17 protein-coding genes and 1 pseudogene are annotated in these 17,545 nt (G+C 62.1%); 8 read left to right on the top strand and 10 right to left on the bottom strand.

Going from position 1 to position 17,545, the window contains the following annotated elements; translation table 11 throughout:
* Window positions 1–165: 165 nt before the first annotated feature.
* Both gmk and J4D52_RS02140 read right to left on the bottom strand, forming a co-directional pair.
* Entirely contained in the window at window positions 166–786 is a 621-nt protein-coding gene (gene gmk, locus J4D52_RS02145; RefSeq protein WP_102676138.1) for a guanylate kinase, read from the bottom strand.
* A gap of 12 nt (window positions 787–798) precedes the next feature.
* Window positions 799–1,662: a YicC/YloC family endoribonuclease gene (locus J4D52_RS02140; RefSeq protein ID WP_007921125.1), complete on the bottom strand. Its 864-nt coding sequence runs from the start codon at window positions 1,660–1,662 to the stop codon at window positions 799–801.
* A gap of 270 nt (window positions 1,663–1,932) precedes the next feature.
* Between J4D52_RS02140 and rph the strand changes: the two genes are divergently transcribed.
* Window positions 1,933–2,655, top strand: a complete 723-nt coding sequence (gene rph / locus J4D52_RS02135; RefSeq protein ID WP_007921124.1) for a ribonuclease PH — start codon at window positions 1,933–1,935, stop codon at window positions 2,653–2,655.
* Between the two features lie 31 nt (window positions 2,656–2,686).
* Entirely contained in the window at window positions 2,687–3,055 is a 369-nt protein-coding gene (locus J4D52_RS02130; RefSeq protein ID WP_007921123.1) for a DUF4870 domain-containing protein, read from the top strand.
* A gap of 61 nt (window positions 3,056–3,116) precedes the next feature.
* On the opposite strand, the gene J4D52_RS02125 is transcribed toward J4D52_RS02130, so the two are convergent.
* A complete protein-coding gene (locus J4D52_RS02125) occupies window positions 3,117–3,896 on the bottom strand; it encodes an exodeoxyribonuclease III (protein WP_003176915.1) in 780 nt (259 codons plus the stop codon).
* A gap of 81 nt (window positions 3,897–3,977) precedes the next feature.
* On the opposite strand from J4D52_RS02125, the gene pyrE reads away from it, so the two are divergent.
* Window positions 3,978–4,622: an orotate phosphoribosyltransferase gene (pyrE, locus tag J4D52_RS02120; protein WP_063433397.1), complete on the top strand. Its 645-nt coding sequence runs from the start codon at window positions 3,978–3,980 to the stop codon at window positions 4,620–4,622.
* Window positions 4,623–4,765: 143 nt separating this feature from the next.
* Here the strand turns inward: pyrE and argB are convergent, their stop codons facing one another.
* The 4 genes and pseudogenes from argB to coaBC all read right to left on the bottom strand — a co-directional run bounded on the left by argB (window position 4,766) and on the right by coaBC (window position 9,035).
* Complete coding sequence (gene argB / locus J4D52_RS02115; RefSeq protein WP_007921120.1) at window positions 4,766–5,671, bottom strand: acetylglutamate kinase; 906 nt, start codon at window positions 5,669–5,671, stop codon at window positions 4,766–4,768.
* Window positions 5,672–5,710: 39 nt separating this feature from the next.
* Window positions 5,711–7,114: pseudogene (locus tag J4D52_RS02110) on the bottom strand (phosphomannomutase/phosphoglucomutase); the annotation flags it as partial.
* A gap of 251 nt (window positions 7,115–7,365) precedes the next feature.
* Window positions 7,366–7,821 carry a dUTP diphosphatase gene (gene dut / locus J4D52_RS02105; protein ID WP_016703155.1) on the bottom strand — a complete coding sequence of 152 codons (456 nt, stop codon included), beginning with the start codon at window positions 7,819–7,821 and terminating at the stop codon, window positions 7,366–7,368.
* A gap of 5 nt (window positions 7,822–7,826) precedes the next feature.
* Entirely contained in the window at window positions 7,827–9,035 is a 1,209-nt protein-coding gene (gene coaBC, locus J4D52_RS02100) for a bifunctional phosphopantothenoylcysteine decarboxylase/phosphopantothenate--cysteine ligase CoaBC (RefSeq protein WP_007921117.1), read from the bottom strand.
* A 131-nt stretch (window positions 9,036–9,166) separates the two neighbouring features.
* On the opposite strand from coaBC, the gene radC reads away from it, so the two are divergent.
* Window positions 9,167–9,841 (top strand): RadC family protein, encoded by a 675-nt coding sequence (radC, locus tag J4D52_RS02095; protein WP_007921116.1) that lies wholly within the window; start codon window positions 9,167–9,169, stop codon window positions 9,839–9,841.
* A gap of 7 nt (window positions 9,842–9,848) precedes the next feature.
* Here the strand turns inward: radC and J4D52_RS02090 are convergent, their stop codons facing one another.
* The gene (locus J4D52_RS02090; RefSeq protein ID WP_063433395.1) at window positions 9,849–11,438 is read right to left on the bottom strand and encodes an ABC transporter substrate-binding protein; all 1,590 of its coding nucleotides are present in this window, start codon (window positions 11,436–11,438) and stop codon (window positions 9,849–9,851) included.
* A 545-nt stretch (window positions 11,439–11,983) separates the two neighbouring features.
* Here J4D52_RS02090 and rpmB point away from each other — a divergent pair.
* Complete coding sequence (gene rpmB, locus J4D52_RS02085) at window positions 11,984–12,217, top strand: 50S ribosomal protein L28 (RefSeq protein ID WP_007921114.1); 234 nt, start codon at window positions 11,984–11,986, stop codon at window positions 12,215–12,217.
* Between the two features lie 11 nt (window positions 12,218–12,228).
* Window positions 12,229–12,384 (top strand): 50S ribosomal protein L33, encoded by a 156-nt coding sequence (gene rpmG, locus J4D52_RS02080; RefSeq protein WP_003177274.1) that lies wholly within the window; start codon window positions 12,229–12,231, stop codon window positions 12,382–12,384.
* Window positions 12,385–12,442: 58 nt separating this feature from the next.
* On the opposite strand, the gene J4D52_RS02075 is transcribed toward rpmG, so the two are convergent.
* Window positions 12,443–12,805: a cupin domain-containing protein gene (locus J4D52_RS02075; RefSeq protein ID WP_063433394.1), complete on the bottom strand. Its 363-nt coding sequence runs from the start codon at window positions 12,803–12,805 to the stop codon at window positions 12,443–12,445.
* Window positions 12,806–13,040: 235 nt separating this feature from the next.
* Here J4D52_RS02075 and J4D52_RS02070 point away from each other — a divergent pair, with 235 nt between their 5' ends.
* Together J4D52_RS02070 and J4D52_RS02065 are read left to right on the top strand one after the other, a co-directional pair.
* On the top strand, window positions 13,041–14,534 hold the full coding sequence (locus J4D52_RS02070) for an aldehyde dehydrogenase (RefSeq protein WP_102676139.1): 1,494 nt from the start codon (window positions 13,041–13,043) through the stop codon (window positions 14,532–14,534).
* 143 nt (window positions 14,535–14,677) lie between these two features.
* The gene (locus J4D52_RS02065) at window positions 14,678–15,826 is read left to right on the top strand and encodes an MFS transporter (RefSeq protein WP_025807019.1); all 1,149 of its coding nucleotides are present in this window, start codon (window positions 14,678–14,680) and stop codon (window positions 15,824–15,826) included.
* Between the two features lie 97 nt (window positions 15,827–15,923).
* Here J4D52_RS02065 and J4D52_RS02060 read toward each other — a convergent pair whose 3' ends face one another.
* Window positions 15,924–17,492: a phospholipase D family protein gene (locus J4D52_RS02060; protein WP_173678521.1), complete on the bottom strand. Its 1,569-nt coding sequence runs from the start codon at window positions 17,490–17,492 to the stop codon at window positions 15,924–15,926.
* Between the last annotated feature and the right edge of the window lie 53 nt (window positions 17,493–17,545).

Below are 17,545 nucleotides of genomic sequence, written 5' to 3'. Positions count from 1 at the left end.
CTTCCTCGTAGCAAATGCAATATGCGCGCTGCCCGGATGGGCGAGCGGACTCAACAGTTTAAAAAATCACCAGCGATTAGGGAAGCGCTGATTTTTTAACCAAGCTTTCCGACGCGCTACAAGTGCCAATGTAAAGCCCTTGCAGCGGTTTTGGGAAGTGCTATATCAGCCCAGCAATTCGGCGAGCAATTTGCCGAAACGCTGTTGTTGGCGCTTCTGCTGCAGCTGGTTGGTGCGGAAAATCGCCTTCAGATCGTCCAGCGCATGGGCGAAATCGTCGTTGATGATCAGGTAGTCATAGTCGACGTAGTGGCTCATCTCGCTGACGGCTTCGCGCATCCGGCCTTCGATGATCTCGTCGCTGTCCTGGCCGCGGTTGGTCAGGCGCTGGCGCAAGGCCTGCTGGGACGGCGGCAGGATGAAGATCGAGCGAGCCTGGGGCATCAGCTTGCGCACCTGCTCGGCACCTTGCCAGTCGATCTCCAGGATCAGGTCGTGACCTTCGTCCAGGGTCTGCTGCAAGTGGCTTTGGGAAGTGCCATAGAGATTGCCGAAGACTTCGGCGCGCTCGAGGAAGTCGCCGTGTTCGCCCATCTTCACGAACGTTTCACGCGAGACGAAGTGATAGTTCACGCCGTCCACTTCGCCCGGGCGCATGGCGCGGGTGGTGTGGGAAACGGAAACGCGGATCGACGGGTCGGCGTCGATCAAGGCCTTGACCAGGCTGGTCTTGCCCGCGCCCGAGGGGGCGGAAATGATGTAGAGGGTGCCGGTGCTGTGGTTCATGTCTGGGTAGCCTTACTCAATATTCTGTACTTGTTCGCGCATCTGCTCGATCAACACCTTGAGGTTGACCGCAGCCTGGGTGCTGCGCGGGTCGAAGGCCTTGGAGCCCAGTGTGTTGGCTTCGCGGTTGAGTTCCTGCATCAGGAAGTCCAGGCGCCGGCCGGCGGCGCCGCCGGACTTGAGCACGCGGCGCACTTCGATGATGTGGGTGCTCAGGCGGTCCAGTTCTTCGGCGACGTCGCTCTTCTGGGCGAGCAGCACCATTTCCTGTTCCAGGCGCGTCGGGTCCAGCTCGGCCTGCATGTCGGCGAAGCGGTCGAGCACTTTCTGGCGCTGGGTGGCGAGCATCTGCGGAACCAGTTCGCGCAGGGTCACGACGTCTTCCTCGATGGAGGTCAGGCGTTCGTTGATCAGTCGGGCCAGCTCCGCACCTTCGCGCTCGCGGCCGCTCTTCAACTCTTTCAGCCCCTGGTTGAACAGGCTCAGGGCTTCATTGTTCAGCGCCTGTGGGTCGCTGGCATCGGCCACCAGGACGCCGGGCCAGGCCAGCACTTCCAGTGGGTTCAGCGCTGCCGGCTGCTTGATCAGGCTGGCAACGGACTCGGCTGCCGCCACCAGTTGCGCGGCGCGCTCTCGGTCGACCTGCAGTGGTTTGCCGGTGGTTTCTTCGGTGAAGCGCAAGGTGCATTCGAGCTTGCCGCGCGACAGCCCCTGGCGCAGCGCCTCACGGACTGCGCCTTCCAGATCGCGAAAGGACTCCGGCAAGCGCAGGTGCGGTTCCAGGTAACGGCTGTTGACCGAGCGCAGTTCCCAACTCAGGGTGCCCTGAGTGCCGGCCCGTTCTACCCGGGCGAAGGCGGTCATGCTGTGCACCATGGAGGTACCTCCGATACAGGTCCGCCACCAACCGCGGAGGGTTGCACGGGCCCGATATGAATGAATTGAAGCCGACAGGCTGCGAAGGCGCAGGATTGTAGCGCAGTGCGGTGGATGCTCCCAAACTGCGGGTGTGACAAAGCGCTGCGGAGCGACCGGAGGGCCATTCCAGAGGTGTCGCCGACGGGCCGGGGTTTTTAGAACTGCCCAGGCAAGGCCGCGGGCCCTATAATGATCGGCAGTTTTCCGTCCCCGTACAGGTATTTCCCTATGAAACGTCCAAGTGGTCGCGCTGCCGATCAGCTCCGCTCGATCCGCATCACCCGCAACTACACCAAACACGCCGAGGGATCTGTACTGGTCGAGTTCGGTGATACCAAAGTGATCTGCACGGTCAGCGTCGAGAACGGCGTGCCCCGCTTCCTCAAGGGCCAGGGCCAGGGTTGGTTGACCGCCGAATACGGCATGCTGCCGCGTGCCACCGGCGAGCGTAACCAGCGTGAAGCCAGTCGCGGCAAGCAAGGCGGTCGTACCCTGGAGATCCAGCGTCTGATCGGTCGTTCCCTGCGCGCCGCGCTGGACATGACCAAACTGGGCGACGTCACCCTGTATGTCGACTGCGATGTGATCCAGGCAGACGGCGGTACCCGTACCGCGTCGATCACCGGTGCCATGGTGGCCCTGGTGGATGCGTTGAAAGTGATCAAGAAGCGTGGCGGCCTGAAGGGCGGCGACCCGATCAAGCAAATGATCGCGGCGGTGTCCGTGGGCATGTACCAGGGCGAGCCGGTGCTGGATCTGGATTACCTGGAAGACTCGGCGGCCGAGACCGACCTCAACGTGGTCATGACCAGCACCGGCGGTTTCATCGAAGTCCAGGGTACTGCCGAAGGCGCGCCGTTCCAGCCGGAAGAGCTGAACGCCATGCTGGCGCTGGCCAAGAAAGGCATGAGCGAGATCTTTGAATTGCAACAGGCAGCCCTGGCTGACTGATGGCCCGGTAGCTTTCAGCAAGGAGAGCAGCATGAACGACGACCAGCTTCCGCAACCTGTCCCGAGCCATGAGGTGCGTCAGTGGGCGATGTTCTGTCACCTGTCGGCCTTGCTGGGCATCTGGATTCCGTTCGGTACCCTGATCGGCCCGCTGGTGCTCTGGCAGATGAAGCGCGAGACGGACCCGTTCATCGATGCCCAGGGCAAGGAGGCGCTGAACTTTCAGATCACCGTGGCCCTGGCCTCGCTGGTCTGCTTCCTGCTGATGGTGGTGCTGGTGGGTTTCCTGCTCTTTGGTCTGCTGGCGATCGGCGCCCTGGTGCTGACCATCATCGCCGGGGTCAAGGCCAATGAAGGGGTGGCGTACCGCTACCCCTTCACCTGGCGATTGATCAAGTAGGACGAGCGCCCACAAAAAAGCCGACAGCGATGTCGGCTTTTTTGTGGCTGCGAAAAGACGCTTAGATGGTCAGCGTCCAGTCGTAGTCCACGATCAGCGGCGCGTGCTGCGAGAAGCGCGGCTGGCGTGGCAGGCGTGCGCTGCGCACAAAGCGACGCAGGCCCGGGGTCAGCAACTGATAGTCGAAGCGCCAACCCAGGTTGAGCATTTCGGCCTGTTCGTTGTCCGGCCACCAGCTGTATTGATCGCCTTCGCGGCTGACTTCGCGCAGGGCGTCGACATAACCCATGTTGCCGACAATCTCGTCCATCCAGGCACGCTCAGGCGCCAGGAAACCCGGAGATTGCTGGCTGTCACGCCAGTTCTTGATATCCAGCTTCTGTTGCGCCACGTACAGCGAGCCACAATAAATGTACTCGCGACGTTTGCGCCGCTGTTTATCCAGGTAACGGGCGAAGTCGTCCATAAGCTTGAACTTCTGGTTCAAGTCTTCATCGCCGTTCTGCCCGGAAGGAAGCAGCAAGGTCGCGATGCTGACCTTGTCGAAATCGGCTTGCAGGTAGCGCCCGTAGCGGTCGGCCGTCTCGAAGCCGAGACCGCTGATGACAGCCTTCGGTTGCAACCGCGAATACAAAGCCACACCGCCTTGGGCGGGAACTTCGGCATCGCAGGCATAAAGGAAGTAGCCATCCAGTTGGAAGGCTGGATCGTCCAGTTCAAAGGCGGAGGCGCGGGTGTCCTGCAGGCAGATGACGTCGGCATTCTGTGCTTGCAGCCAACTGAGCAAACCTCGCTCCACTGCAGCCTGAATACCATTGACGTTCACACTGATGATCCGCATAAATGGCCCCAAAAATCACGTGCGTGTATGATACCCGAGGTCTACCTAATTAGCTAAATCCGTGGTATTTGGGGCTTTTTCATGCAGGCGTATCAGCGCGATTTCATTCGTTTTGCCATCGATCGCGGGGTTTTGCGCTTCGGTGAGTTCACCCTGAAGTCCGGGCGTACCAGTCCTTACTTCTTCAATGCCGGCCTGTTCAACAGCGGTTCGGCCCTGGCGCAGCTGGGGCGTTTTTATGCCGCGGCGATTGTCGACAGCGGCATTTCTTTCGACGTGCTTTTCGGCCCTGCGTACAAAGGCATTCCTTTGGCGGCGGCGACGGCCGTGGCCTTGGCCGAGCATCATCAGCACGATCTGCCATGGTGCTTCAACCGCAAGGAAGCCAAGGCTCACGGAGAAGGCGGCAGCCTGGTCGGCGCGCCATTGACTGGCGATGTGCTGATCATCGACGACGTGATCACCGCAGGCACCGCTATTCGCGAAGTGATGCAGATCATCGAATCCCAGGAAGGCGCCAAGGCGGCGGGTGTGTTGATCGCCCTGAACCGTCAGGAGCGTGGCAACGGTGAGTTGTCGGCGATCCAGGAGGTCGAGCGCGACTTCGGCATTCCGGTGGTGAGCATCGTTTCCCTGACCCAGGTCCTGCAGTTCCTGGCGGACGACCCGGTGCTCAAGCAACATCTGCCGGCGGTGGAAGCCTACCGCGCGCAATTCGGCGTCTGACCCTGTTTTGTAGGTGCGAGGCTTGCCCGCGATTGCGGTGCATCAGGTTACACCGCTATCGCGGGCAAGCTCCGCTCCTACAGAAGGCGCAATAAAAAGACCCCGCCTGGCTTGGCCAGGCGGGGTCTTTTTATTTGCAGCGCTTAAGGACGCTTGCGATTGCTGATCAGGGTGCCGACACCGGTATCGGTGAAGATCTCCAGCAGAATCGCATTGGGTACGCGACCGTCGATGATCAACGAGCTGCCCACGCCACCCTGTACCGCTTCCAGCGCGCAACGAATCTTCGGCAGCATGCCGCCGTAGATGGTGCCGTCTTCGATCAGGGCATCGACCTGCTGGGTGGTCAGGCCGGTCAGGACCTTGCCCGACTTGTCCATCAGGCCGGCGATGTTGGTCAGCAGCATCAGCTTCTCGGCTTTCAGCGCCTCGGCCACCTTGCCGGCCACCAGGTCGGCGTTGATGTTGTACGACTCGCCGTTGGCGCCGACGCCGATCGGGGCGATCACCGGGATGAAGTCACCTTTGACCAGCAGGTTCAGCAGGTCGGTGTTGATCCCGACCACTTCGCCCACGTGGCCGATGTCGATGATTTCCGGGGTGGTCATTTCCGGCGTCTTGCGGGTGACGGTGAGCTTCTTCGCGCGAATCAGCTCCGCGTCCTTGCCGGTCAGGCCGATGGCGCTGCCGCCATGACGGTTGATCAGGTTGACGATGTCCTTGTTCACCTGGCCGCCGAGGACCATCTCCACCACATCCATGGTCGCCGCGTCGGTGACGCGCATGCCATCGATGAAGTGGCTTTCGATGGACAGGCGCTTGAGCAGGTCACCGATTTGCGGGCCGCCGCCGTGTACCACCACCGGGTTGATCCCGACAGCCTTCATCAGCACGATGTCGCGGGCGAAGCCGGTCTTCAGCTCCTCGCTTTCCATCGCGTTGCCGCCGTATTTGATCACCAGGGTCTTGCCGACATAGCGGCGAATATAAGGCAGCGCTTCGGACAGGACCTTGGCGGTATTGGCGGCGGCATCGCGTTCGAGGGTCATTCAGGGCTCCGGCACTTCAATAAAGGCGCTTGAAGAAAATCAAAACGGTAGTTGGAGGTCAGGTGCAACACGTTTCAGCTGGGTGTGGAACACATCCTTGATGCGCTGCAGTTCGGCTTCGTCATCGGCTTCGAAGCGCAGTACCAGCACCGGCGTGGTGTTGGAGGCGCGAACCAGGCCCCAGCCTTTGGGGTAGTCGACTCGTACGCCGTCGATGGTGGTCAGGTCGGCGCCTTCGCCCCATTGCGCGTCGTGCAGCGCATCAATGATGCTGAATTTGCTCTCTTCGGTCACATGGATATTGATTTCCGGCGTAGAAATATCGTTCGGGAAGGTGGCAAACAGCTCTTCCGCGTTGGATTTTTCCTTGCTGAGGATCTCCAGCAGCCGCGCGGCGCTGTAGATGCCGTCGTCGAAACCGAACCAGCGTTCCTTGAAGAAGACATGGCCGCTCATTTCGCCGGCCAGCAACGCGCCGGTCTGCTTCATTTTCTTTTTGATCAACGAGTGGCCGGTCTTCCACATGAGTGGGCGACCGCCGTATTCCTTGATCAGCGGGATCAGGCGGCGGGTGCATTTGACGTCGAAGATGATCTCCGCGCCCGGGTTGCGCGCTACCACGTCCTTGGCGAACAGCATCAACAGGCGATCGGGGAAGACGATGCTGCCGGTGTTGGTCACTACGCCGACGCGGTCGCCGTCGCCGTCGAAGGCCAGGCCGATATCGGCGTTGGTTTCGGCGACCTTGGCGATCAGGTCTTCCAGGTTCTCGGGCTTGCCCGGATCCGGGTGATGGTTGGGGAAGTTGCCGTCCACTTCGCAGAACAGCGGGATGACTTCGCAGTTCAGCGCTTCGATCAGCTGAGGCGCGATAACGCCGGCCGCGCCGTTACCGCAGTCGACCACCACCTTCAGGCGACGGGCGAGTTTGACGTCGGCAGTGATTTCCTTGCCGTAGCGATCGAGGATGTCGACCTTGGTGATGCTGCCCTGGCCGCTGCTCAGGTTGTTGGTCTTGAGGCGATCGTGCAGGGCCTGGATCTGTTCGTTGGCCAGGGTATCGCCGGCGATGACGATCTTGAAGCCGTTGTAGTTCGACGGGTTGTGGCTACCGGTCAGCATCACCCCGGATTTGCCAGCCAGCACGTTGGCCGCGTAATACAGCGCCGGTGTCGGTACCAGGCCGACATCGCTGACGTGGCAGCCACTGTCGTGCAGGCCCTGGATCAGTTGCTCCACCAGCTCAGGGCCGGACAGGCGACCGTCACGGCCTACGCAAACGTTGGGTTCGCCCTGGGCCAGGCTCTCGGAGCCAATGGCGCGACCGATCCAGTAGGCGGTTTCAGCGTTCAGGGTTTCCGGAACGGTTCCGCGAATGTCGTAAGCGCGAAAGATGCTTTCAGGGAACTTGGGTGCGACTTGGGCTGCATTGCTCATCACTGGGGGTGCTCCGTCTAAAAGGGGGCAGGACAGGCCGGAATACTGACCGGAAGGCTCAAACTGAAGGGTATGACGGTGTTTTTGCCCTTGGGTTCATGGTGCAAAAATGCCATCTGATGAGCGTCAGCTCTTTTCAATCACCTTGTACCGTGATTCCGGGTGCTTGAGTCCGCGAATAAATCTGCTGAGTTTTTCGTGCTGAAACACAACCCACCAATCTTAGGCGAGCCGCTGGCGCGGCCCGGATTTTTTGCTCAATGGCTGCCGGAGTGACCGAAACCACCCGCGCCACGCTGGCTTTCGTCGAAGGCTTCGACCACTTCGAAGTGCGCCTGGACCACAGGTACCAGCACCAGCTGGGCAATGCGTTCGCCCACCGCGATGTTGAACGCGGTCTGGCCACGGTTCCAGCAGGAGACCATGAGTTCGCCCTGGTAATCGGAATCGATCAGGCCGACCAGGTTGCCCAGGACGATGCCGTGCTTGTGACCCAGGCCGGAGCGCGGCAGGATCAGCGCGGCGAGGCCAGGATCGCCGATGTAGACGGACAGGCCGGTAGGAATCAGCAGGGTCTGGCCTGGTTCCAGGATGGTGTCCTGCTTGAGCATGGCGCGCAGGTCGAGGCCGGCGGAGCCTGGCGTGGCGTACTGCGGCAGAGGGAATTCGTTGCCGATGCGTGGGTCGAGGATCTTGGCTTGTAAAGCGTGCATGCGAGTTAAACCTGGTTCAGCCGTTCGGCGATGAAAGAGATCAGTTGGCGGGCAATCTTGCCCTTGCTGGTCTGGGCGAAGAGAGTTGCGTGCAACTCCCGGTCAATCACGCTGCAGGCGTTTTCCTCGCTGTTGAAGCCAATGCTCGGGTTGGCCACGTCGTTGGCGACGATCAGGTCGAGGTTCTTGTCTTTGAGTTTGCGCGCAGCGTAGTCGAGCAAGTGTTCGGTTTCAGCGGCGAAGCCGACGCTGAACGGACGGTCGGGGCGGGTGGCGATGGTGGCCAGGATGTCCGGGTTGCGCACCATCTGCAGCAGCAGGCCGTCGCCGTTCGTAGGGTCTTTCTTCAATTTCTGTGGGGCGACGACTTCCGGGCGGTAGTCCGCGACCGCGGCCGAGGCGATGAACAGGTCGCACGGGATGGCGGCCTCACAGGCAGCGAGCATGTCGCGGGCGCTGACCACGTCGATGCGGGTCACGCGATCCGGGGTCGGCAGGTGCACCGGGCCGGTGATCAGGGTCACCCGGGCGCCGGCTTCGACCGCGGCTTCAGCCAGGGCAAAGCCCATTTTTCCGGAGCTGTGGTTGGTGATGTAGCGCACCGGGTCGATGTTTTCCTGGGTCGGACCGGCGGTGATCAGCACATGTTTACCGGTCAGTGCCAGGTGCTGGAAGCAGTCGGCGGCGCACAGCGCCAGATCGTTGGCCTCGAGCATGCGGCCCAGGCCGACGTCGCCACAGGCCTGGCTGCCGGAAGCCGGGCCGAAGACTTTCAGGCCACGGCTTTGCAGCAGTTGGGTGTTGGCCTGGGTGGCAGGGTCGCGCCACATGGCCTGGTTCATGGCCGGGGCGATGGCGACGGTGGCATCGGTGGCCAGGACCAGGGTGGTCAGCAGGTCGTCGGCGATGCCTTGGGCCAGGCGGGCGATCAGGTCGGCCGTGGCCGGGGCGATCAGCACCAGGTCGGCCCACTTGGCCAGTTCGATATGGCCCATGGCGGCTTCGGCCGCGGGGTCGAGCAGGTCCAGGTGGACCGGGTGCCCGGACAGGGCCTGCATGGTCAGCGGGGTGATGAATTCACTGCCGCCACGGGTCATGACCACACGCACTTCCGCGCCGTGGTCGAGGAGTCGGCGAACCAGCTCGGCGCTCTTATAGGCAGCGATGCCGCCGCCGACGCCGAGAACGATGCGTTTCCGATACAGCCGCTGCATAGGCCTGCCTTTCAGTTCAATGATTGCTGCGTGTAACACCCCCTCCCCAGGGGAAATTCCACGCAAAAAGATGGGCTAAGATAGCACAGCGACCGCTATGGAACAGCGGCGCCCACACACATGGAGGTGCTATGAGCATTCGCGACTGGCCTGCGGCGGAGCGCCCGCGGGAGAAGCTTCTCGAGCAGGGCGCGCTGGCCCTTTCCGACGCCGAATTGCTGGCGATCTTCCTGCGCACCGGGGTCGCCGGAAAAAGCGCGGTCGACCTGGCGCGACACCTGTTGCATCAGTTCGGCAGCCTGCGTGGCCTGCTCGAGGCGGATCAATTGACCTTCAGCCGGCAACTGGGCCTGGGCCCGGCCAAGTTCGCGCAATTGCAGGCGGTGCTGGAAATGGCGCGGCGGCATCTGGCGGAAAAGCTCAGTCGCAATTCGGTGCTGGAAAGCCCGGTGGCGGTCCGCGACTACCTCAAGGCGATGTTGCGGCATGAGCCGCATGAGGTCTTCGGCTGCCTGTTTCTCGACTCCAAACACCGAGTGCTGGCGTTCGAGGCGCTGTTCCAGGGCTCCATCAACACCACCAGCGTCTATCCACGGCAGGTGGTCAAGCGTGCCCTGGCGCATAACGCGGCAGCCTTGATCCTGTGTCACAACCATCCTTCGGGCGTGTCCGAGCCGAGCCAGGCGGATCGGGTGCTGACCCGCAGGCTCACGGAAGCGCTGGACCTGGTGGATGTGCGCGTACTCGACCATTTCATCGTCGGCGAGGGCGAGCCGCTGTCGATGGCCGAGTACGGCTGGATGTAGCCCTCGGTCAGGGTTTGAGGCTGACCTTCGAGTAATCCTGGCGACCGAACGGGCTAACCTGATAACCCTGGACATCCTTGCGCGTCAGGGCGAAGGCGGTCGGATGGGCCAGCGGTAGCCACAGGGCCTGCTGCTGGATCTGGGTTTGCGCCTGCTGGTAGAGCTTGCTGCGCACGCCCTGCTCGGTGGTGGTCTTGCCGGCGGTGATCAGCTTGTCCAGGCCTGGGTCGCAGTAGCGGGCGAAGTTGGTCCCGGACTTCACGGCCGCGCAGGTGAACTGCGGGGTGAGGAAGTTATCCGGGTCGCCGTTGTCGCCGGCCCAGCCCATGAACAGCAGGTCGTGCTCGCCGGCCTTGGCCCGACGGATCAGTTCGCCCCATTCGATCACGCGGATCTCTGCCTGGATCCCGACTTCCGCCAGGTCTGCTTGCAGCTGTTGCGCGCCCAGGCTTGGGTTGGGGTTCAGCAAACTGCCGGAAGGGCGGGTCCAGATCGTGGTCTGGAAGCCGTCCTTCAGGCCGGCCTTGGCCAGCAGCTGGCGCGCTTTCGCCGGGTCGTGGGCGTAGCCCGGCAACTCCTTGGCGTAGCTCCAGGTGTTGGGCGGGAAGGGGCCGTTGGCGGGTTCCGCGGTGTTTTCGAAGACCGCTTTCAGGTAGTTGGCCTTGTCGAAGGCGAGGTTGATGGCCTGGCGCACTTCAGGTTTGTCCAGCGGTGGGTGCTGGCTGTTGATAGCAACGAACGCAGTCATGAAAGCCGCGGTTTTCTCGACTTTGAGCGCAGGCTCTTCAAGCGCAGCGGTCACGTCCAGCGGCTTGGGCGACAGGGCGATCTGGCATTCGTTGCGGCGCAGCTTCTGCAGGCGCACGTTGGCGTCCGGGGTGATGGCGAAGATCAGCGAGTCCACCGCCGGCTTGCCGGCAAAGTAGTCGGGGTTGGCCTTGTAGCGGATCGATGCGTCTTTCTGGAAACGGCCGAAAACGAAGGGGCCGGTGCCGATCGGCTGGCTGTTGAGCTTGTCCTGGGTGCCGGCCTTGAGCAACTGGTCGGCGTATTCGGCGGAGTAGATCGACGCAAACCCCATGCTCAGGGTGGCGAGGAAGGTCGAGTCGGCATGGTCGAGGGTGAAGCGCAGGGTCAGCGGGTCCAGTGCGTCGATCTTCTTGATCAGCGCCGGCAGCTGCAGCGACTGGGCATGGGGATAGCCGCTCTGCGCCACTTTATGCCAGGGGTTGGCCGGGTCGAGCATGCGGTCGAAGCTGTACTTCACGTCTTCGGCGGTCAGCTCGCGGCTCGGGTTGAAGTACGCGGTGCGGTGAAACTTCACTTTCGGGTGCAGCTTGAACACATAGGTCAGGCCGTCGGCCGAGACTTCCCAGCTGTCGGCCAGGCTCGGTACCACCTTGCCGCTGTTGGCGTCGAACTCCACCAGGCGATTCATCAGCACATCGGCCGAGGCATTGGTGGTGGTCAGCGAGTTGTACTGCACTACGTCGAAACCTTCCGGGCTGGCCTCGGTGCACACACTTAATGCGGCGGCGTGGGCCAGCGGGCTCAGAAGAAGAGGGGCGAACAGGAGCGGGAGGGCAGCGAGGCGCATGTTTGGCTTCCTTTGCAGATCGAAGGCCCATCTGCGAGTGCAGTCTGGAAAAGGCTTACCCTAGTGGCCTCGCTGGAAAATGACTATCCCCTTTTTTGGCCTGCGGGCCGGAAAGCTTTGCGTTTATTGCTGCGCCAAGCCTCTCTGCGGCCGGCTGTCATGGTCACATCAGGCATAAATTGACAGAGGTTTTTCCCATATATTGACCTGGAGTGACCGGCACAGCGGCTGTTCATGCTGGTTTTACCGCCTGTTTCGTCCACGGAAAATGTATTCTGCGACGAGCGGTCAGGCATGGCGCCAGCCTTTGGTGCAGGCATCCGGAGCCAGAAAACAGGGACTTTTCGAAATCCAAAGCACAGCGGCTGTTGTTGCTACGGGGTCTTTCTGGTATAAAGCAGCGCTCTTTTCTAGGGGCCCGGTTCCTTCGCTTGTAGGTGTAGCCGGTAAGACCCTAAAGAAACGCGGCGCCTGGCGCCAAATGACTGAGAGATTAAGCGGCCAACCCATGCCGGGTTGGGCATGTGGTTTTAGAGGGCTGAGGCATGTCGAGAGTCTGTCAAGTTACCGGTAAGGGTCCGGTGACTGGGAATAACATTTCCCACGCAAACAACAAAACCCGTCGTCGTTTCCTGCCGAACCTGCAGCATCACCGCTTCTGGGTTGAGTCCGAGAAACGTTTTGTGCGTCTGCGCGTATCTGCCAAAGGCATGCGTATCATCGACAAGCGTGGCATTGATGTCGTGCTGGCCGAACTTCGTCGCGATGGCAAGGTTTAAGGGAGCTAATCATGCGTGAATTGATTCGTTTGATTTCGAGCGCCGGTACTGGTCACTTCTACACTACCGACAAGAACAAGCGCACTACTCCGGACAAAATCGAGATCAAGAAATATGATCCGGTTGTTCGTAAGCACGTGATCTACAAGGAAGGCAAAATCAAGTAATTGATTTTTCTTCTGACAAAAAAACCCGCCTTCAAGCGGGTTTTTTTGTGCCTGGGGTTCAGGCTTTCGGTTCGAAGATCACATAGATCTTGCGGCACGGTTCCAGCACCTCCCAGGTGCCCTTGAAGCCAGCGGGAATGACGAAGCGATCGCCGGCGCGCAAGGTCTTGGCATTGCCTTCGCCGTCACGCAGGACCGAAACCCCCTGCACGATCTCGCAGTATTCATGCTCGGTATAACTCACCGTCCACTGGCCGACCGCGCCTTCCCACACCCCGGCGTTCATCTGGCCGCACGGGCTGTTGTAGTGGTTGAACACGGTTTGCTCAGGGTCGCCCTTGAGGACTTTTTCCTGGGCGGGGCGGTACCGCTCGGGCGCAGTGTTGGCCTGATTGAAGTCGACGATGTCCTGGATGCTCATGCTGGTATTCCCCCCTGATTGCGCTGTGTGTGGCTGGAAAGCCCAAAGTCTATGTTTATTAAAATGAACATAGCAATGGCGTTTGCCTGGCCTCTGTCAAATATATTGAAACTTCGGGTGCCGCTGGTTTAGGGTGGCGAATGCCATGGGCCGAAGCAGGCTGGCCGGGCAGAATTCCTGAAGGTGCCGGCATCGATCGCGTGGCGCCTGTATCCAACAAGAGGAGGACACTCGCATGACCACCCTGACTCGAGCCGACTGGGAACAACGCGCCCGCGAACTGAAAATCGAAGGCCGCGCCTACATCAATGGCGAATACACCGCTGCCGTTTCCAACGAAACCTTCGAATGCATCAGCCCGGTCGATGGCCGTCTGCTGGCCAGTATTGCCAGCTGTGACGCCGCCGACGCGCAACGTGCCGTGGAAAACGCCCGCGCCACCTTCAACTCCGGCGTCTGGTCGCGCCTGGCGCCGGCCAAGCGCAAAGCCGCCATGATTCGTTTTGCCGGCCTGCTGAAAAAACACGCCGAAGAACTGGCCCTGCTTGAAACCCTGGACATGGGCAAGCCGATCAGCGACTCCCTGGGCATCGACGTTCCAGGCGCGGCGCAAGCGCTGAGCTGGAGCGGCGAAGCCATCGACAAGATCTACGACGAAGTCGCCGCCACGCCTCACGACCAGCTGGGCCTGGTGACTCGCGAGCCGGTGGGCGTGGTCGGCGCCATCGTGCCGTGGAACTTCCCGTTGATGATGGCCTGCTGGAAACTCGGTCCGGCACTGTCCACCGGTAACTCGGTGATCCTCAAGCCGTCGGAAAAATCGCCGCTGACCGCTATCCGTATCGCTGCCCTGGCCGTCGAGGCCGGGATCCCGGCCGGCGTGCTCAACGTGTTGCCAGGTTATGGCCACACCGTGGGCAAGGCCCTGGCCCTGCACATGGACGTCGATACCCTGGTGTTCACCGGTTCGACCAAGATCGCCAAGCAGCTGATGGTCTACTCCGGCGAATCGAACATGAAGCGCGTCTGGCTGGAGGCGGGCGGCAAGAGCCCGAACATCGTGTTCGCCGATGCCCCCGACCTGAAGGCCGCGGCCGAATCTGCGGCCAGCGCCATTGCCTTCAACCAGGGCGAAGTCTGCACCGCCGGTTCGCGCCTGCTGGTGGAGCGTTCGATCAAGGATAAATTCCTGCCGCTGGTGATCGAGGCCCTCAAGGGCTGGAAGCCGGGCAACCCGCTGGACCCGGCCACCAACGTCGGTGCGCTGGTGGATACCCAGCAGATGAACACCGTGCTGTCATACATCGAGTCCGGCCATGCCGATGGCGCCAAGCTGGTGGTGGGCGGCAAGCGCACCCTGCAGGAGACTGGCGGGACCTATGTTGAGCCGACCATCTTCGACGGCGTCAGCAACGCGATGAAGATCGCCCAGGAAGAGATCTTCGGCCCGGTGCTCTCGGTCATCGCCTTCGACACAGTGGAAGAAGCCATCCAGATCGCCAACGACACGCCTTATGGTCTGGCCGCGGCGGTATGGACGGCCAATATCTCCAAGGCCCACCTGACCGCCAAGGCGCTGCGTGCCGGCAGCGTCTGGGTCAACCAGTACGACGGTGGCGACATGACCGCGCCGTTCGGCGGCTTCAAGCAGTCGGGCAACGGTCGCGACAAGTCGCTGCATGCGTTCGACAAGTACACCGAGCTGAAGGCGACCTGGATCAAGCTGTAATTCAAGGGGCGCGGATATCGGGCGTCTGAACAGACGCCATGCCGCACACCGTTAGCCGATCCATATCGCAGCCGGACTTTCCGCAAGGGAGGTCCGGCTGCGTTGTCTCTGTCATGAAAAAAAACATCCACAGGAGCGTGGAAATGCGCTGGGCAACTTACTTCGCCGTTTTGGCGGCTGTGCTGAGTGTGGGCCTGGCTCTGGGCGTGAGCATGCCGTTGGTGTCGTTTCGCCTGGAGAGCTGGGGTTATGGACCCTTTGCAATCGGGGTGATGGCCTCGATGCCGGCGATTGGCGTCTTGCTCGGGGCGAAGGTTTCCAGCCGTCTGGCGGCGCGCTTCGGTACGGCGGGGCTGATGCGCCTGTGCCTGTGGGGCGGGGCGATCTCCATTGGCCTGCTGGCGCTGTTGCCGAGTTATCCCCTGTGGCTGGTGCTGCGGCTGATGATTGGCGTGGTGCTGACCATCGTCTTCATTCTCGGCGAAAGCTGGATCAACCAGTTGGTGGTGGAGCAGTGGCGCGGTCGCCTGGTGGCGTTGTATGGCAGCAGCTACGCCCTGAGCCAGTTGGCTGGCCCGCTGCTGCTGGGGGCCTTGGGCACCGAGCATGACTACGGTTTCTGGGTGGGCGTCGTGCTGCTGGTGGTGTCGCCCTTGCTGCTGATGGGCCGTAGCGGCGCGCCGAGCAGCGAGTCCTGCAGCGTGACCTTCGGCGACCTGTGGCGGTTCTGCCGCGGACTGCCGGCCATTGGCTGGGCGGTGGCGCTGTTCGCCGCGTTTGAAGCGATGATCCTGACCCTGCTGCCGGTCTATTGCCTGCGCCAGGGGTTTACCGAAGACATCGCCCTGGCGATGGTCAGCACCGTGGTGGTGGGCGATGCCTTGTTGCAGTTGCCGATTGGCGCCCTGGCCGACCGCGTATCGCGGCGCGCCTTGTTTGCCGGCTGTGCGGTGATCCTGCTGCTGTCGAGCCTGGCCATTCCGTTGTTGCTCGACACCCTGCTGATCTGGCCGCTGTGGGTGCTGTTCGGCGCCAGCGCCGGTGGCCTGTTCACCTTGTCGTTGATTCTGATCGGCGAACGCTACCGCGACGATGCGCTGGTGCGCGCCAATGCCCACGTCGCCCAGCTGTGGGGCATCGGCTGCCTGATCGGGCCGCTGGTGGCGGGTGCGGGCAGCCAATGGATCAGCGGGCATGCCTTGCTGTTGCTGATGGCGGCCGGGGCCCTGGGGCTGATTGTGCTGTTGTTGCGTGAAGGCGCGTTTGGCGTGGCCCAGCCACAAACCCTGTAGGAGCGAGGCTTACCCGCGATGACGGAGTTACATTCAATCAAGATGTTGCCTGTCAGCCCCTCATCGCGGGCAAGCCTCGCTCCTACAAGGGCGGCGCTCAGAGCATCCGTTCGAGGCCGATGGTATTGCTCATCCAGGCATTGAAGCGCCGCCACCAGCTGCCCGGCTCGCGGGTCAGGGTGTGCAGTTGCTGGTTGTCTTCGGTGACCCAGACCAGCTTGCCGTCCTGCAGCTTCGCTTCGTAGCTCAGGGCCGGCGCCATGCCTTGCAGCGCCAGGCTGCGAACGCGTTCGGCCAGCTCGGGGCTGTCCACCAGCACCCCGACTTCGGTGTTCCACAGCACCGAGCGCGGGTCGAAATTGAAGGAGCCGATAAAGGACTTCTGGCGATCGAAAATCATCGCCTTGCTGTGCAGGCTGGAGTCCGAGCCAGGATACGAGCCACTGTGGAACAGATGAGGACCGCTGCCGCCGCCGTTACCGGGTTGGCGCCGCAGTTCGTAGAGTTTCACGCCGTGTTGCAGCAGCGCCTTGCGGTACGGCGCGTAGCCACCGTGGACCGCCGGCACGTCGGTGGCTTCCAGGGAGTTGGTCAGCAGGCTCACCGCAACCCCGGCGTCGGCGCGCCCGGTGAGGTAGACCAGGCCCGGCTGGCCGGGGACGAAGTAGGCCGAAACCATTATCAGTTCGTTGCTGACGCCCTGCAGCTCCGGCGCCAGCTGGGTGGTCAGCAGCAGGCGCGGGTCGGGCTCGCCGTTGGACAGGACCTTGCTCGGGGCGTCCCACAGCGCCTGGTTCCAAGCCCAGATCAGCTCCTTGCGCCAGGCATTCATGCGCGGCTGGGTCCGATAGGTCTTGAGCTCCTGAAACAGCGCATGGTTCTGTTGCTGCGCCTCGTCCAGCGATTGCTCCAGGCGCAGCCGGGTGTTGGCCAGCTCCCTGGCCGATGGCAGGCGCGACAAAAACTCGCCGATGGGTTTGCTCAGGGCGCTGTTCCAGTACTGGTCGAAGCTGTGCCCGAGCTGCTCGGCCACGGGGCCGACACCGAGGATGTCGATGTCGGTGAAGTTCAGGTTGGGTTCGGCGTCGAAGTACTCGTCCCCCAGGTTGCGCCCGCCGACGATGGCCGCGCTGTTGTCCGCCAGCCACAGCTTGTTGTGCATCCGCCGATGTTGCAGCGACAGGTTGAACAGGCGTCCCATGGTACGGGTCACGCCGGTGCTGCGCCCCAGATGCAGGGGATTGAACAGGCGGATCTGTATCCGCGGATGGGCGGCGAGGGTGGCCATGATCTGGTCCAGGCCGTCGCTGGTGGTGTCGTCCAGCAGAATGCGGATGCGCACGCCGCGGTCGGCGGCCTTGAGCAGTTCGTCCACCAGCATCCGGGTGCTGATGCCGTCATGGACGATGTAGTACTGCAGGTCGAGGCTGCTTTGGGCATTGCGGATCAGCTCGGCGCGGGCCATGAAGGCTTCACTGCTGTCGGACAGCAGGCGAAAACCGGAGCGCCCCTGGTAGGGGGCGGCCTGGGCCTGGATCGAGCGACCGAAGGCCGAGTCGGCGGCCGGCAGCGCCTGGCTGGGCTCGCGAGGCACATTCAGGCTGACGCAGCCGCTCAGGCACAGCGCGATCAGCATAAGGAAGGCCAGGGCCTGTCTGGATCTCAAGTCAGCTCATCTCGAATCGCTGCGATGGTCTAGCTGTGACGCCGGTTTCACAG

Origin of the sequence: Pseudomonas sp. GW460-12-10-14-TSB1 (assembly GCF_017349775.1) — a bacterium.
Lineage (GTDB): Bacteria > Pseudomonadota > Gammaproteobacteria > Pseudomonadales > Pseudomonadaceae > Aquipseudomonas > Aquipseudomonas piscium.
The sequence above is the reverse complement of the archived record's forward strand: the minus strand, read 5'-3'. Positions and strand labels throughout refer to the sequence as shown.